The sequence below is a fragment of the Zarconia sp. genome (genome assembly GCF_057467645.1).
Genome location: NZ_JBRJXU010000006.1, coordinates 136,747 through 153,415, shown reverse-complemented (window position 1 = coordinate 153,415; position 16,669 = coordinate 136,747). Strand labels below are relative to the sequence as shown.

Below are 16,669 nucleotides of genomic sequence, written 5' to 3'. Positions count from 1 at the left end.
CGGGCGGTGAAGAAAGAACAGGGTTCGCTAATTTAATTGAGGGGCTTGACCCCCCACCCCAAAATCGCTATACTCATGTTAAGTAGATGCACCCTGATGGCGGGGAGAGTGAGAACTCTCCCTTTTTTTTGTCTGATTTTCTGGGGGAAGCAAGGAGAGTCGTATTTCCACATGAGAACAGAACAGATCGCAACTCAATCTGTGGCGTCTTCGGGATAAACCTCGAGATAAGCACTCATCTCCTTGGGGGAGACTAAATGTTTGAGACTTTCCTGGCGCGAGAGGAGTAATGATTGAGCGACTCTCCCCGCATCGCCGTCGCCAAGCCCTGAATCTGCAAGTTCGTCAAAGAAGCGATGATACACTTCCTCTAACTCGTGGTGGAATCGGAATTTTAAATTTTGTAATTTCTGTGCTCTGGCATCCGTCATTGAAGTCTTTCCCTCCCGAACCGGGCGCATACTGACGCTTGGCGACTTGACCCAAACTTTTCTCGATCGGGCGCGATCGCGATCCGCTAAAATCCTACCATTAGACTTCTGCCACAACGCAAAACATTCGGGAAAAACAAGATCTCGATCGCTTTTGAGGATCGCTCTTGGAGAATCGTACCCCCACAAGCTTGGAGACAAGAATCCTCAATGGGGTAGGGCTTCCTTATAAATCGCTCGGTTCCAATCGCTTTTCCCGTAACTTCCACAACAATCCCGAAGTAAAATTCGTCAGGATGTGGGCAATAATGGGGACGAGTAAATTCTCGGTAACCAACGCACTCGCGCCGAGAATCACTCCCACCACCGTTGCCCAAACCATATAGGGCCATTGCTTCTTACCGCTGAGGTGGAGTACCCCGAAGCACACACTCGAAATCGCCAACCCTAGCGAATTCAATCCAATGGCAGGTAGCATCACCCCCCGGAAGAGTAACTCTTCACTCATCCCCGGCAGCAATCCCAACCAAATTAAATCCGGCCAGACCAGGGGTTTGAGGACTAAATCCAGGTAAAATCGGGCGCTGTGGCGGTAGGCGGGCCAAAAGCGGTAGAGGAGAGCGCTTCCAGTCGTCACAACAGCAGTAATCCCCAAAGCCCAGACGAGAACCATCGGCGTCCAAGCAATGGGTAAGAGAGTCACCGCCCCAATTTTCATCCACAATTTGGCAATCAGGAGCAAAACTAAAGCCGTTACCCCCATAGCCACCAAAATCTGGGTGCGGGTGAGGGGTTCAATTTCCGGTTCTTTAGAATTGCGATCGCTCACGAAGGTTCGGTAAAAAATGAAGGGGCGAAATCTCGGGATGCAGGGAGGTGGGATCGATACCGGCGCGGTGGGCGACTAACACCCCTAGCGCTTCGAGGTAAGACTGAACATGCAGTGCCGGAATTCCCAGACTTTCGGGGGGAACTTGCATTTGGGTGCGATTATTCCCGACAGCAATAATTTGGGTGCGGGTATCGCACAAACTTAGAATAGCACTTCCCCCGCAAGCCGTCGCAGGAATTAGTACCGCATCGACGCTGTCGCGCCAAATATCAGTCGGTTGGGCAGAATTCGATCGCCCCAGTCCCGTTGTCAAAAACTGGGGCGCACCGCTCAACCCCACCAGCACGCAGGGTAAAAAGGTATAGCCCAACTCTTCAGCTGCCGCGCGAGGGGAAACATCGGCATCTGGGGGCAGGGGAGAAAGAGCGGGGGCGTGGGCCGCTGGAATTTGGAATTGGCGCACCAGCAGATGGCTGATAACCGCTTCTGCCCCGGCGATGGGGTCAACTCCTTTCCCCTGGCGGTAGTTGGCGAGGGCTTCGTCATCTTCGTCGGGAAAGCGGGCAACAATGGCGATTGCCTCAGATTCGGCTTGAGTTATCAGGGCTTCGGCGGCCCGCAGAAGGCTTCCGGGGTTGCCGATGGTTCCCCAACTTGCACCGGAGTCAGCCGTGCGGATTTCGACGTTGAGGGGGGCATCGGTGATGATGTAGTCGGTGATGCTCAGTCCCAGGGTGGCGCGAGTGGCATCAGCGGCTTGGATGTGGCGCAGGCGCAGTTCGTCTTCGATACCGCGATCGAGAATTAAACCGACGCGATTCTGATGTACCGGCCGTAACCCCCAGTCCCCGGCCGCAAATTTATCGAGACCGTAACCCTCGACGTAGGAAATTTTGGGATCGCGCCAGTAGAGTTGAGCGCCATTGAGAACGTTGGGATGGGTGATGAGGCGATCGCAAACGCCAGCAATGGCGCGGGCAACGGGGAGGGCATCCCCAGCATAGCCACCCACGGACGCACCGACTCCCGTGGGAACGATGAGAAGGACGGTGTAGGGGGGCACAGGCAAGTGACTCAGGCTTTTGAGGGGGTGGCTTCGTCGGTAACGACCGCTTCGACATGGGCGGTTTGTGCTTCCTCGTCCACGCGAGTCACGGCCCAGCGCAGGGGATTGCCTCGCTTGTCGAGTTCCGCTTCGATTTCTTGCTGGAGTTTTTGAGGAGATTCCTGAAGGTCGATTTCGGCGGTGATAAAATGTGTGGTCATAGTTTTGGGTGGATGAGGTTTGGGTTGTGCTCGATCGCGATCGATGTGTCCGATCGTGTCTTGAGAAACTTGGAATCGAGCGGCCGCTCGAGTTTCGCTTGCAAATTCGAATTAGATTTCCCTTGCGCGATCGATCGTCGTCAATTTTCCGATCTTAATTTAGAACCTAAAAAAAAGCGAATTCAGCGGTTTTTCGATGGTTTTCAACCGATAAGGCTAAAGCATTTGGAGACTTACCCTTATCTTCTCTTCGATCGCTTGTCTTCCAAATGCTTCGCCCCGAAACGAGTCCAGATCGTGCAAGTTAACGATTAAGCGGGTTGACCGAATTGGCGATCGTAAACTTCGTCTTCTTTGCCGCTTTCAATTTTTAGGTTCGATTTCGGGTAAGCCACACACAGAAGTGCGTAACCTTCAGCTTGCAGTTCGGGAGAGACCCCCATGCCGTCACCCTGTTCGACTTCCCCTTCTAGAACCTTGGCGGCGCAGGTGGTACAAACGCCGGAGTAGCAGGAACTGGGAAGGTCGATGTTGGCGTTGTGAGCGGCTTCGAGAACGGTTTGACCTTCTGGTACTTCAATGGTGTGGGTTTCACCTTGATGGTGGATTTCAACGCTGTAAGTCTGAGACATAAAATAATGACAACGATAATGGCGATCGCTAGTAGACCTAGACTAGTATTATTTCACTCTAGTTTTTCGTCAAGTCCCCCATTGAATTTTGTAATATGTATTTGCGATCTTCAAGAAATTTCCCTTGAATGAAAGCGCAATCCTTTCTAAAATAAACTCTCATTCAAGCTAGCTCGATCTCGATATTCAAGTCAGTCGATCGGTTACGATCGAGCTAAAAACTCGCGCATATAACGATTGACTAACTGCGGTTGCTCTTGCTGTACCCAATGGCTGCAATTGGGGATGTAGTTAATTTGTAAGTCGCGCACGTATTCCTGAGTTCCGTAGGTGAGTTCTTTCCCCAAAGCAATATCGTTTTCGCCCCAAATCATTAACGTGGGAATTTCGATGATTTTCCACGATTTTGACCGAAAAAAGTCTTGAAATACGTTCCGATAATAATGAATCATCGCCGTTAAAGCGCCCGGTTTAGCTGCCGCATCTTTAAAGGCTTGAAGGTCAGCTTGGGTAAAGGCAGATTTATCGATCGCCATATCGTAGAATGCAGATGCGATCGCCTCGCAATCGTTCCGCCGAAACACCCACTCCGGTAGCCAGGGAAGCTGAAACGCGAAGATATACCAGCTTTTTCGCAATTGGGCGAAGGTGCGCAACCCAGCACGAAATTTCGCAGGATGGGGAAGGTTCAAAACGATTAAGCGATCGACCATTTCGGGATAGGCCTCGGCAAAATGCCAAGCGATCGCCCCACCCCAATCGTGCGCCACTAAAATACAACGTTCGTGCCCCAAATCCGTAATGACTCCTTGAATATCTGCCAGAAATTCTGACATGATATATGCAGATTTTTGGGGAGGCTTATCGCTATCGTTATAACCTCGCAAATCCAGCGCCACCACTTGATAGTCGCGGGCAAATTCCGGGATTTGATGCCGCCAGGAGTACCAAAATTCGGGAAACCCATGCAACATTAACATGAGTTTTCCTTGCCCTTGAGTCACGTAGTGGAGTTTGAGGCCGTTGGTCTCAATATAATCGTGTTTCCAGGTAACGCCCGTTCGAGTCATGGTTTACGTTTCAATAACGATCGTCGAACTCTAAATTGACGAGCCAGTGTCGGACAATTCGTTTGTCCGGAGTGGATGTATCGCTCTCAAAAGATTCAAGAGAGCGCCGTCATTTTCCACCCGACACGAGCTAAGTTTTCGATTGTCAATTGTCAATTGTCAATTGTCAATTGTCAATTGCCCATTGCCCGTTATTCCGTTTTCAGCTTGACGAATATATCGTACTGACTGTGACGCTTGTCTTGCACTGCCCCGGTGACACCAATAGATTCGATCGCGCCGACCAAGGCTTTTTGCGTTGGCGGCAGTTGCAGCAGAGTAAATCCTTCGGCGTTAATCGTACCGTCTAAATCCAGATAAAAATGTCCGTTATTCGGCTGCAACTCCAAGGGAACCGAACCGAGGAATCGATCGCTCGCGGCCAGGGAATCCGCCGGTTGGGGAATCAATCCATCGACAATCGACGCGCCGACGCTAATAAAGGCAATCTTATCGCTGAGCCATCCCCGAGTGACCGTCAGCGCCCCACCCAAGGACGTCCAATTCACCACCGGGCGATCGCCGATGGTCTCCTCTTTCACCTGATACTGGTACTTCTCGCGCATCACCCCATCCAGCTTCTCGAATAGTGCCTCTGCATCTTCGCGCTTAGCCGCCTCCACCATCAGCACCACTCCACCGGGAAAGTTTTGCGCCTTTTCCCCTTCAACGGGAATCATCCCCAGGGCAAACTCTTTCGTCATCCAGGGCAACAAATCCTGTTCGAGATCCACATCCACCGTCGATTTGAGCGCCCGTCGCAGCCAATTGGGATCTCCAGGTGCGAGGGGATTCGACTCTGCCCCTTGGAGGTAATCTTTCCACAGTTGTTCCAGGTTGCCTCCCGACATCACCATCACCGTATTCCCCGGCAACCGGGCAAGAATCTTCCCGGTCCGATTTTGCCCCAGGTACGTCGTTTCGCTATTCGATTTGAGCCAGGAGAGATTGTTGAAGAGAATACCGTCGGATTGGAGGGAAACGGTGGTGGTTAAACCCTGGCTTTCGAGTTTGGCTAAAATCTCTGGGGGAATGGGATCGATCGAAGTTTCCGACAAAGCTGCGAAGGCCGTTTGTAAATTAAAGTACGCCCGCGCGAAGAACTTTTCTGGAAGGGTGGATTCCCAGGCTCGATCGTATCCGGGCGCGTCGGAAATCGATTTACCATCTTTGTAAGCATCGATCGCTCGTTCTAAGGCTTGAGGACGATTTCCCATCACGACGACCGCATTATCGAGGATTGCCGTGGAGAAAGTGCGATCGGCATCATCCTTGGCTTCGCGAACATTAATGCCGCGATAGCTGCGCTCTTCCCAGGTACCGGATGCTGCTGCTTGCGCAAACAATTCTTTCGCCAAATTCCCTTTGCCGATGGGAAGAACGGCGATCGCCGATTGTAGTTCCCCCGGTACTAATGGCGGTGCGTTGGGATTGGGTTCGGCTGGTGGCGGCAACAAGGCAACGGTCACCTCATCTCCCACCCAGGGGCGAATATCTTCCCCGTAATCGTAGCCGTAGTTGGTGGCGAGGCGATCGGCCGCCGAGAGCAACCCCTGCCCCAACAATTCGCGACTCTCGCTGGTTCCGTAGCTCTTCAGTTGCTGCCACTGCTGGGAATCGGTGGAAACGGAAAGCGTCATCAGCGCTTCTTCGGGAATGTATTTCGCCCCCGTTTGCCAGTTTTCGGGTTCGCCGCGCGAAAACAACCAATACGCCAGTCCTCCTCCCACCAGCAGAAGAGCAGCCGCCCCCACAGCCGGAAGGCGGGAAGATTTGAGGGTTTTAATCATCTAAATCTCCGGTAAGTTTGGCGATGGCGTCGATGCACAAGTGCCCAGGACGGTGAAATCGGACAATGCTTCGGACAATGACATAGACACTTTATCAGGATTTCATCCGCGATTGATTGTTTGGGGTGAACAGAACGTCAACTAGAACAACCCCCGTTGAGCGGGTTGACTCCAATTGCGACGTTCCCACAGCTAGACCCAGTCATGACCGATCGAGTAGACATCGGGCATTGGCGAACCGTTAAGCTTACGTGTAGCTTGTCAAGGGGAATGGGAAATCGGAAAGGGTTTTGAATTTTGAGTTTTGAATTTTGGGTGGGGGATTTGACGATCCCAATTTCACGGATTTGGAGTGCGATCGTTCTCAAAATTACGCGGTGTGCAATCTTTTTGCGCGCGAAAGGATGGTGAGCGAGTCGAAAAATCCCCCATTCCCCATTCCCCATTCCCCCGTGCGGTTAGGTTTTGGATAAACAAGTTGCACATGGCGTAAATTAGATTCGATCGAATCGATCGGACCGATGGAGTCTGCGATCGGGATCGAAGCGATTGTATTGGTATAAAAATGAATAGTCTATTAAGCTACTTCATTATTGTGAGGATTTGCATGTAGAAATATTAAGAAGTTTGTGATATTTTGATTGGGAAGATTGACGGCAAAAAGATTTCCACACCTCGGCGTTCCACAAGCAAAATCGAACTCGAATTTATGTCACTGTCTCTACCGACACAATACCGTGGTTTTTTATCTCGTTTTTATCGACTCGCCTCGGTTGCCATACTTTCCAATATGATGGTTCCCTTAGCGGCTCTATTTGATGCCGCATTTCTCGGTCATTTAGAAAATATTAATCACTTAGCCGGAGTGATTTTAGGGGGTCTTTTATTTGATTATCTCTACCGAACGTTAAAGTTTTTGCGAAATAGTACGAATACGCTCACGGCAAATGCCCGAGGGCAAAACGATCCGGTGGCTGTATTGACCGCCCTCTTGCGTTGCGGCTCGATCGCCCTGGCGATCGCGGGGGGAATTTTATTGTTGCAATACCCCATCCATCAGCTCGGCTTTGCAATGCTTTCAGGCTCGATGGATATTGAGGCATCAGGACTCGAGTACTTTAATGCCCGCATCTGGGGAGCGCCCGCAGTATTGCTCAATTTTGTGCTATTTGGTTGGTTCCTGGGTCGTGAAATGAACGGGGTGATTTTTCTCATGTCGGCGATCGGTAATGGTACCAATGTGTTGTTCGATTATCTAGCGATCGTCAGATGGGGCTGGGAGAGTATGGGGGCAGGTCTGGCCACGGCATTGAGTCAGTATTTAGCATTACTCGTCGGGCTAGTCGCCATGGCACGGAGCACGCAGTGGACATTATTCAGGAAAGCCTGGGAACAAGTCAAAGATCGCCAAGGTTTGAGATCGGCGATCGCGCTCAAGGGAAATATTTTAGTCCGGTTTTTAGTTTTAATTTCTGCCTATACCATTTTTACGAATCTGAGTGCATCTTTTGGCGCAGAGCTACTAGCAGAAAATGGCTTACTTTTGCAGATTGCTCTACTCAGTCAGTTTACGGTACAGGGCGTTGGCATGACATCCCAAACCCTAATTGGCAATTTTAAGGGACAGGGACGGATCGATCGAATGTTGTCCGTGTTGCAGCTTGCATTGGTCACGGCTTTGCCGATTGCTTTAGCATTCGCACTCGGGACAATACTGTTCCCAGATACCGTCTTTAAGCTGTTGACGAACCACTCCGATATCTCTCAGGCAATGCGGCAGTATACCCTTTGGTTGGTGCCGTTACTCAGCTTAACCGCAGCAGTCTTTATGCTAGAGAGCTATTTTATTGGTATTAAGGATGGGACAACCTTACGCAATGGGTCAGTGTTGGGTTTCACCCTCGGATTTTTACCGTTGGTGTTGCTCGCCATACATCAACAGAGTGAGCCTATACTCTGGAGCGCGCTGACATCCTATATGGGAGTATATTTGGCATTTCTAACCGCTCGGCTGATTCAGACTCATATGCAATTGTCGAGCGCACATCAAGACACTGAATCGAACGCCATACAGATCGATGGATCTCCAGCTTCAATTCACAAGTAATAACGTCATGTGCAACTTGTTTATCCAAAACCCGATCGCACGGGGTAAAAGGGGAAGGGGGAAGGGGAAAGGGGGATCTGGTCGGCTAGCTCACCATATGGCTTGGCTTTAAAGTTGCACACCGCGTTAATAAGTTAAAAGTAATCAGTAATAAGTTTGCTCTCTGATTTGACGCGGAAGATTCAACAAACAAATTAGATCTAGGTTTTTTGTTCGTACATTAAGAGGTACAGGTTCTGTTTGATTCGGGCTTCACCGATCGGACCGATCGCTGATTACTTATCCCTGATGACTGATGAGACATCTCCGGCTTTCCCCTCCCCGCAAGCCGTCCCCGCAAGCGGTATGATTTGGAGATTATTTGCCGTTCAGTCTGGGTGTGGGTGGAAATGCTGCTTTCGCGTTTGCAAGAATTTGGAATTGCGCCATCGAGGAAGATTTCTCTAAGTCAGCGGATGTTTTGGCTGAGTTTGAGTCTGACATTTGCGGCACTTTATGCAGGGATGGCTCTCGCGGAAGCCTTTAGCAGCGAGTACGTGGTGCAGGATGACGCGCGGCAGCACGTTTTTTGGATGCTCAGATTTATCGATGGCGATTTGTTTCCCAACGATCTTATTGCCGACTACTTCCAGTCCGTTGCCCCTGCCGGTTACAGCCAACTCTATCAATCGATCGCCCATTTGGGGATATCGCCACTGGCGTTCAATAAGTTCGTCCCCATAGGGTTGGGACTGATGGCAACAGCTTGGGGATTTGGGGTGTGCCTGCAAATTTTACCGGTTCCGTTGGCGGCGTTTGCCAGTACCGTCGTTCTCAATCTCACGTTATGGATGAAGGACGATTTGGTGTCGGGAACCCCCAGGGCGTTTCTCTACCCGTTATTTTTGGCGTTTTTATACTATCTGCTGCGGCGACAACTGTTGCCGGTGTTAATTTCGATTGCCCTGATGGGATGGTTTTACCCCCAGTTCGTTCTCATTGAGGGGGGGATGCTGGTGCAGGGGTTTTGGCTGGGGTTCTTACGTCAGGGGCGATCGAATCCTGAATCAAATCCTGAATCAAATCCTGCATCTGGCGGATGGCAGTTCTACGGTGCGGGATTGGCAGTCGCGCTAGTAGTGATGTTGCCCTATGCCTTGCAAGCGAACGAATTCGGTCCAACGATCGCCTTAGCTGAAGCCCGCAACTCGGCGGAATTTTGGCCGGGGGGACGCAGTGCGTTTTTTCATCCCGATCCCTGGTACTTCTTATTGCAAGGGGAACGAAGCGGATTTTTGCCGGTGAAAACGCCGACAATTTTATGGGTGGGGATGTTGCTTCCGGTGGTAATGCGGCTGCCGAAACTGTTTCCCCTGGCGAGCAAATTTACGGATCGCGTCGGGATTCTCTGGCAAATTATCGCTGTCTCGTTGAGTCTGTTTTTGCTCAGTTACGCTTGCTTGTTCGAGTTGCACCTTCCCAGTCGCTACAGCCAACACAGCTTGCGCGTCGTCCTGGCAATGGCGTCGGGAATGGTAATTGCGATTGTCGTGGCGGCGCTGGTGGAGATGGCGCGAAACTTGCCAAAGCTGCGCTGGCTGGGAGTTGGAGGGGCGATCGTCTTGATGGCGGCGTTGGTATTGTATCCCCTGAGTTTGAAATCTTTTCCCAAAACCGTCTACAAAACCGGGAAGGCGGTGGCGTTGTACGAGTTCCTGCAACAAACGCCTAAAGATGCGCTAATTGCATCTCTCGATCGAGAAGTGGATAATTTACCGGCATTTACCCAGCGATCGATTTTAGCGGGACGGGAGTATGCTATTCCCTACCATCTCAAATATGCCAACGAAATTCACGATCGCACTTTGGCAACGATCGGGGCGCAGTACGACCTTAGTTTAGACCCGGCGCGCCAACTCATCGAGAAGTACGGTATCGATTTTTGGTTGCTTCATCGTGGCGCGTTTACCCCAGAATATATAACGAGCGATCGGGATAATTGGCTCAATCGCTTTCTATCCACTTCGGCTACCGTCCCTTATAATCCGTGGCAAGAAGCGGCAACCGTTGCCCTAGAAACGCTTCAACAAGGTCAGGTTCCGGCATTAGCTGGGGCGATCGAAACTTGCTCGGTTTTTGCCGATCCCACGTTCGTCCTTCTCGATGCTAACTGTATCGTTCGATAAGGCTTCGGTACTATTTTCGATGATGAGTTATTGACTTTTTAACGCCATGTGCAACTTAATTCTCCAACACTCTCTCGCTCGGGGTTAAAGGGGAAAGGAGAAGGGGAAAAGGGAGATTTTTCGACTCGCTCACCACATGGCGAGCGCTCAAAGTTGCACATCACGTTTTTAGGAATTTATCAGACTCAAACTTCAGGCAAACGTCAAGTCAATCGAATGCTGAAAATTCACCCACTCAAAAATTATGAAGTCCGATTAAATTTTTCCCAAAGAAATACCCCAGTCAGATCTGTACTGGGGGAGGACAAGCAAGTAACTAGTTGTTCGCTTCTTAGATTGCCGAAGATTGGTGAGGATTTTGGAAGGAATAAATTCTTTCCCTGTATTTTTAATTTTCTAGCTCGATCGCTTCATTTCTAATGAATGCATAACTTTGCGGATTTTTTAGTAAAATTCAATACTCTGGGAATCATATCTCGATTCCAATTCGTTTAAATCGATCGAACTTTCCGGTGGGACTTGCCACTGGTTTAACTTCATCGCTCGAACAAATTCAGCCGGCACGCGAGCATGGTATCTCTCGACATAATAAGATAAGTCGTTATACCATAACCAACTGCCGTCGGTTAGTACATGTGGAGTAATCCATACATCGCTCGTTTCGTCGAGTATATCTTTAAAGACCCCCATACAAGAAATAAAAATTACACCTGACTTTAGATACTGAATAATTTGACGTTCGTTTTCTTGAGGACAATCGGCAATACAAGATTTCAAACTCGGTCCCATTTTTTCACCGTAGGGTAGTTCGCGGAAGCATCCAGCCATTTTTAAAGTCATTGCGGTTGCAAGTACGATCGGGGTAAATTTTAGGGTAAGCAGTTTTTATAACAACGCTCGAACATTTATGTTTTGTATAAAATAGAAGGTTTGTCTAAATTTATTCTACAGGTGTTAATTATAAAAATATAAGCCACGATGCTCCAGGTTAGACAAGGAATAGAGAATACGGTTATCGTTGAATTGGGAAAAAACGAAATTGATATTTTGATAAAAAGCTGCAATTTTGTCAAAAATGAAATTAGTGGAGGTTTTCACGCTAGACTTGGTGCCGATCGAGAAGAATTAGAAGCTCTTATTCTGCTGATGCAATCGGATTTGCAAAATTTTAACGATCGACCCCGATTTATTCAAATTTCAGTTGAGCAGCTCAGAATCTTAGTTCAAGTTTTGAATTAAGTCTGTCACGGTATTTATATTTCCGATTTCAAATCAAAAATCGGGATCGATAGAAATTCATTAAAGTCTTTTCTTCGTTTAACGGAAAATTCGTATCGAGCGATCGAAAACTCTAGAGAGGATAATTATAATTAGATTCATCGATTAAGTACGATCGCGATAATTTCAGATTGCAAACGACTGAAAATGCCCTCCAATTTAACGAGCCAATCTATCCCATTTCTATTACTTCTTCCAATATCGATCGCCTGTTCGACACCACCACCGCCTCCCGAACCCAAACCCTCGATCGAAAACGCAACTCGCCCCATTCCACCCACACCTGCTCCTTCCCCTGTAACTCAAATGACCGTATCCAATGCCACCCCCGGCTGGAATCGCAACTTAACAGTTGATGACGTAGCTTACGATCTGTATTTACCTCCGGAATATGGAAACAGCGACAACTTCGATTTTCCCTGTCTGCTAGTATTTCCCGGCTGGGATTTTTCGCGATCGAGTTGGGTGGAAAATGCTCCCCTAGTGGAATACGCCGATCGCTACGGGTACGCTTTGATTTTGCCAGAAATGGGACAAACCCTCTACGAAAGCGCCTACTACCCGGAAACCGACTTGCGATGGAACGCGGTTCCCGGTGGCGAATTCGTCCGCGAACGGTTGATTCCAACGATTCAAACGCGCCATAATTTATTGCTGCCGGGACAGCACAATACGCTGTTAGGGCTATCTACGGGGGGACGCGGCGTAGCACTGGTGGCATTGGAAAATCCCGGCTTGTTTGTTGCGGGGGCGAGCGTTTCGGGAGACTTCAGCCAGGAAAATACTCCCGAAGATCGGCTGATGACGGCAGTTTACGGGTCATTTTCCCAGTTTCAAGATCGGTGGCTGGGGCGAGACAACCCCCAAAGTCGAGTGGAGGAATGGCAAATGCCTCTGTATTTAAGCCACGGAACCGCCGACGATATCGTGCCGGAGTCCCAAAGTCAGCTTTTCTATCAAGCCCTGGTGAAAACCCACGGCGATCGCATTCCGATACGCTACGAAGCCGTTGAGGGGGCAGGACACGACTACGCATTCTGGGGCGGACAACTCGATGAGATATTCGAATTTCTCGATCGCGATCGACGATGGTAGGGACATATCCTCACCTTGGGGAGGGCGAAGCATTTGGATATATCAAATTTCGTTTTTCACATAATCTATCGCCCAAATCCTCACCCTGGGGAGGGCGAAGCATTTGGATATATCAAATTTCGTTTTTCACATAATTTATCGCCCAAATGCTTTGCCCCTACAGTCCCCCCCTCTCCCGATCCGTTTTCTGTCAAAATTGAGGGTGAAGGAATATCCAAGAGTGCTATGTCTACTCCCAGTTCTGAAACCCTTGAATCCCAAGTTGAAGACCTCAGCGGTGCAGCGGCCCTCGATGCCGATCGCTACCAGAAAAAGATGCAGCGCCGCAAAGAGGTACAGGACCAGCGATTAGCCCAGCGCGATGTGGAAAAGGGCTTGATTATCGTCAATACGGGGAACGGCAAAGGGAAGACAACGGCCGCCCTGGGGATGGTGCTGCGATCGCTCGGCCATGGCTATCGGGTGGCGATCGTCCAGTTCATCAAAGGCGCTTGGGAACCGGCAGAGAAGGCAGTATTCGATCGCTGGTCGGACCAGATCGAGTTTCTCGCCATGGGGGAAGGTTTCACCTGGGAAACTCAAGATCGCGATCGGGATATCGCCAAAGCCAAAGAAGCCTGGGAAAAAGGATTAGAATTTATTCGCAACCCCGAATTCAAACTGGTACTGCTCGATGAAGTCAACGTGGCGCTTAAACTCGGCTACCTGCAAGCGGAGGAAATTCTCGCCGGACTCGAGGAGAAACCCGCTGACTCCCACGTTATCTTAACCGGTCGCGGCGCCCCGGCAGAGTTAATCGAGCGGGCGGATTTAGTGACGGAAATGAAACTCGTCAAACATCCTTTCCGGGAACAGGGTGTCAAAGCGCAACCGGGAATTGAATTTTAGGCGATTGCGAAATACCATCGGTTCTCTAGCTTAGATTATGCCTGCTTACCAACGCTCTCGAAAATCCGCGCGATCGGCCTCCTGGTTTGAAAAGGTGATGGCCATGCTGGCTGCGGCGAATTTGGGCTTGGTCCTGTTCGATCTAAGCTATATTCCGTACCGAGATTGGTACGTTCGCTGCTTTTACATTCGAGAGACTTGCCTGCGAGTTCCCCAAGGTTTTCACAAAACCTACGATCGCCTCAAAGGTATCGAACCCCACCGGGATACCGTCGAGTACCTCGATACAGTTGACCAACTTAAAGCACAAGTGGCGCGTACGGGGTTAGACTCCCAGGAAGTGAAACCGATTTTGGCACAGCTGCGCGAGCTCAGCCGGGAAACTATTGAGGACAATCCCTTTGCGCAAGCCAATAAAATTGGGGCCCTGGAAAAAATTAAGAATCGGATACGGGTGCGGATTTTCGACGATCGCCGTGCATCCTCGAAAGACTCGTTCGCTCGATTTTGGACTCAGTCTTATTTAAGTCAAACGGGGTGGCAAGGGGAAATTAATTTTTTCGATCGGCAAATTCGCCCGTTGATGAATACTAACTACTACCGGCACTACGGCGAAACTGGGGAACTCGTTAATCGGTTTTGGCGGATCGATATCTATTTCAACCTCATCTTTTTCCTGGAATTTCTCGCGCGCACTTGGTTTATTTCCAAGAAAAATATCGGAGTGAAGTGGTTTCCCGATGGGATGTTGTGGCGCTGGTACGATGTTTTTCTGTTTTTACCGTTTTCCCTTCCGTTTCCTCTGTTTACACCATTTTGGTCGCTGTTACGGGTCATTCCGACGGCGATGCGACTCGATCGGGCGCAATTGGTCAAGATGGATTCGGTTTGGCAGCAAATTAATAAAGGAGTTGTTGCCACGTTCGCCGAACCCCTAACAGAAGCCGTGGTGATTCGGGTGATCGACCAGGTACAGTATGCCGTTGAAAATGATTTGCCGAACTGGTTAGATACGAGCGATCGCCGCCGCTATATCGACCTCAATAATGTCAATGAAGTAGAAGCGCTTTCCACTCGTTTCGTGAATTTGAGCGTCTACCAGGTGTGGCCCAAAATTCAGCCGGATATTGAAGCGCTGCTATATCACAATATCACCAAAACCTTGAAAACTCTTCCCCTTTATCAAGGTTTTCAACAGTTACCGGGAGTGGGAGATGTTCCAGATGCGATCGCCAAACAATTGGTGTCGCAAATGACCCAAACGGTGTACGAAACATTAACGTCTAGTCTCAAAGATCCTGTCGGGGCAAAACTGACGAGTCAATTAATTGAAAATTTCAGCGAATCGTTTGCGAGTGAAGTTCAAAAAGACAAAAATATCTCCGAAATTCAAAGCTTAGTTTCCGATTTCCTAGAAGAAGTCAAAATTAATTATGTAAAACGTATGGGAGAAGATGATTTCGAGCAAATTATAGCGGAAACGGAACGGCTTAATCAAATTGTTAAGCGATAAGATTTTAAAAGATTACTATTGAATTTTTATGTTTTTTAAAGTTGAATATTTAATATAATTGATATCTAAAATATCTTAAAAAATAAAATTTTAAAAATATTGAGCCATTATCCATTATAAAATTACCTTTTCAAAGTTTTTTTAATATTGAAAAAAAGCTAGAAATTATCTATAATCAAAGGTTTATGCAATATCTCTTAGATAGCGATTATTGTAGCAAATTGCATCGAGCGAGAAAATATTGAATCGTGACGGTCTCCCTTTTTAAACCAATCGGAGAAGGTGCTCGAGACGGTTCAATTTAATTCTGGCAAAAATCGGGGTGAGTCAAAATTGGAATATTAAAGTGAAACGAAGTTATTCATAAAGATGGGAAATCTAAATTTTAAGTTTGCGATCGCCAGTGATTTGCACATCGCCCTCCCCCACACCATCTGGGACCACCCCAAACGCTTTCATTTAGTCGAAATCGGCATCCCGGCATTAGAATCGATCCTCGATCGCTTCAGTCAACTCGATTTAGATTTTCTCCTGCTTCCGGGGGATTTAACCCAACACGGAGAACCGGAAAATCACACCTGGGTGAGTCAGCGGCTGGCACAATTGCCCTATCCCACCTACACGATTCCGGGCAACCACGATGTTCCCAGTCTGTTGGCGAACGAGACATCCATTGCCTGGGCGGATTTCCCCCACTACTACCGCCACTGCGGTTACGAGAACCCCGATCGACTTTACTACACTCGCGCAATTCTGCCGGGGGTGCGGTTAATTGCCCTCAACTCCAACCAATTCGACGAGGCGGGAAAACAGCAGGGTTGCATGGATGAGGAACAGTTTGAGTGGTTGGAAGAAGTGCTGGCGGCGGCGAAAGAAGAATTACTGCTGGTGACGATCCACCATAACGTTATCGAACACGTTCCCGGTCAGTCTCGCAGTGGGATGGGTCGACGGTATATGCTTGACGAAGCGCCTCGACTGCTGTCGATGTTGCGATCGGCCGGGGTCAAACTGGTGTTTACCGGACACCTCCATACCCAAGATATCGCCTACGATCGCGGCATCTACGATATTACCACCGGGTCTCTAGTGAGCTATCCCCATCCCTATCGCGTTCTCGAGTTTCGGACGGATTCTCGCGGACAGCAGTGGTTGCAAATCGAGTCCGGACGGGTGGAATCGGTGCCGGAGTGGCCGGAGTTACCCCAAGTTTCGCGGGAGTGGATGGGCGATCGCAGTTACCCGTTCATGATGCGGCTGCTGACGGAAGCCCCCTTAAATCTATCCCTGGAAGAAGCCGAACCCCTGATTCCCAGCTTGCGCTACTTCTGGGCAAATATTGCCAACGGGGACGCACAGTTCGAGTTTTCCCACTTTCCCCCCACTACACGCCGGTTTATTGAGTCTTTTAGCGCAACCGATAGCGAGGGACATCTCGCGGCGATCGATAATCACGTGACGTTGAGATTGTAGCAGTCAGGGATATGCGAGAAAAGAATAGACCGGCTGTCGGGGTCTTAGTGCCGCCATACCAGGCCGAACGGCGATCGATGTTGAGGCAGA

General features: G+C 49.3%; 15 protein-coding genes. 7 read left to right on the top strand and 8 right to left on the bottom strand.

The features are described from left to right. Positions 1–194 precede the first annotated feature (194 nt). The 7 genes from AC2215_RS00890 to AC2215_RS00860 form a co-directional block, all read right to left on the bottom strand. A complete protein-coding gene (locus AC2215_RS00890; RefSeq protein WP_486808059.1) occupies positions 195–632 on the bottom strand; it encodes a hypothetical protein in 438 nt (145 codons plus the stop codon). Positions 633–657: 25 nt separating this feature from the next. Next, complete coding sequence (locus AC2215_RS00885) at positions 658–1,260, bottom strand: CPBP family intramembrane glutamic endopeptidase (RefSeq protein ID WP_486808058.1); 603 nt, start codon at positions 1,258–1,260, stop codon at positions 658–660. After that, entirely contained in the window at positions 1,241–2,326 is a 1,086-nt protein-coding gene (locus tag AC2215_RS00880) for a DUF3326 domain-containing protein (protein WP_486808057.1), read from the bottom strand. Before AC2215_RS00880 ends, AC2215_RS00885 begins: the two co-directional genes overlap by 20 nt. Positions 2,327–2,337: 11 nt before the next feature. Next, on the bottom strand, positions 2,338–2,529 hold the full coding sequence (locus AC2215_RS00875; RefSeq protein WP_486808056.1) for a hypothetical protein: 192 nt from the start codon (positions 2,527–2,529) through the stop codon (positions 2,338–2,340). A 311-nt stretch (positions 2,530–2,840) separates the two neighbouring features. After that, entirely contained in the window at positions 2,841–3,161 is a 321-nt protein-coding gene (locus AC2215_RS00870; RefSeq protein ID WP_486808055.1) for a 2Fe-2S iron-sulfur cluster-binding protein, read from the bottom strand. A 203-nt stretch (positions 3,162–3,364) separates the two neighbouring features. Continuing rightward, the gene (locus AC2215_RS00865; RefSeq protein ID WP_486808054.1) at positions 3,365–4,231 is read right to left on the bottom strand and encodes an alpha/beta fold hydrolase; all 867 of its coding nucleotides are present in this window, start codon (positions 4,229–4,231) and stop codon (positions 3,365–3,367) included. 191 nt (positions 4,232–4,422) lie between these two features. Beyond that, positions 4,423–6,060: a DUF3352 domain-containing protein gene (locus AC2215_RS00860; RefSeq protein WP_486808053.1), complete on the bottom strand. Its 1,638-nt coding sequence runs from the start codon at positions 6,058–6,060 to the stop codon at positions 4,423–4,425. Positions 6,061–6,769: 709 nt separating this feature from the next. On the opposite strand from AC2215_RS00860, the gene gntT reads away from it, so the two are divergent. Both gntT and AC2215_RS00850 read left to right on the top strand, forming a co-directional pair. Further along, positions 6,770–8,167: a guanitoxin biosynthesis MATE family efflux transporter GntT gene (gene gntT, locus AC2215_RS00855; protein ID WP_486808052.1), complete on the top strand. Its 1,398-nt coding sequence runs from the start codon at positions 6,770–6,772 to the stop codon at positions 8,165–8,167. A 389-nt stretch (positions 8,168–8,556) separates the two neighbouring features. Further along, positions 8,557–10,332 carry a hypothetical protein gene (locus AC2215_RS00850; RefSeq protein ID WP_486808051.1) on the top strand — a complete coding sequence of 592 codons (1,776 nt, stop codon included), beginning with the start codon at positions 8,557–8,559 and terminating at the stop codon, positions 10,330–10,332. A gap of 444 nt (positions 10,333–10,776) precedes the next feature. Here AC2215_RS00850 and AC2215_RS00845 read toward each other — a convergent pair whose 3' ends face one another. Next, on the bottom strand, positions 10,777–11,172 hold the full coding sequence (locus tag AC2215_RS00845; RefSeq protein ID WP_486808050.1) for a hypothetical protein: 396 nt from the start codon (positions 11,170–11,172) through the stop codon (positions 10,777–10,779). Between the two features lie 138 nt (positions 11,173–11,310). On the opposite strand from AC2215_RS00845, the gene AC2215_RS00840 reads away from it, so the two are divergent. The 5 genes from AC2215_RS00840 (at position 11,311) to AC2215_RS00820 (ending at position 16,579) form a co-directional block, all read left to right on the top strand. Continuing rightward, positions 11,311–11,571, top strand: a complete 261-nt coding sequence (locus AC2215_RS00840) for a hypothetical protein (protein WP_486808049.1) — start codon at positions 11,311–11,313, stop codon at positions 11,569–11,571. Positions 11,572–11,757: 186 nt separating this feature from the next. Further along, complete coding sequence (locus AC2215_RS00835) at positions 11,758–12,705, top strand: alpha/beta hydrolase-fold protein (protein ID WP_486808048.1); 948 nt, start codon at positions 11,758–11,760, stop codon at positions 12,703–12,705. Positions 12,706–12,930: 225 nt separating this feature from the next. Next, positions 12,931–13,593 (top strand): cob(I)yrinic acid a,c-diamide adenosyltransferase, encoded by a 663-nt coding sequence (gene cobO, locus AC2215_RS00830; RefSeq protein WP_486808047.1) that lies wholly within the window; start codon positions 12,931–12,933, stop codon positions 13,591–13,593. A gap of 37 nt (positions 13,594–13,630) precedes the next feature. Next, positions 13,631–15,106 (top strand): hypothetical protein, encoded by a 1,476-nt coding sequence (locus AC2215_RS00825; RefSeq protein WP_486808046.1) that lies wholly within the window; start codon positions 13,631–13,633, stop codon positions 15,104–15,106. A 369-nt stretch (positions 15,107–15,475) separates the two neighbouring features. Beyond that, positions 15,476–16,579 (top strand): metallophosphoesterase family protein, encoded by a 1,104-nt coding sequence (locus AC2215_RS00820; protein WP_486808045.1) that lies wholly within the window; start codon positions 15,476–15,478, stop codon positions 16,577–16,579. Positions 16,580–16,669: the final 90 nt, after the last annotated feature.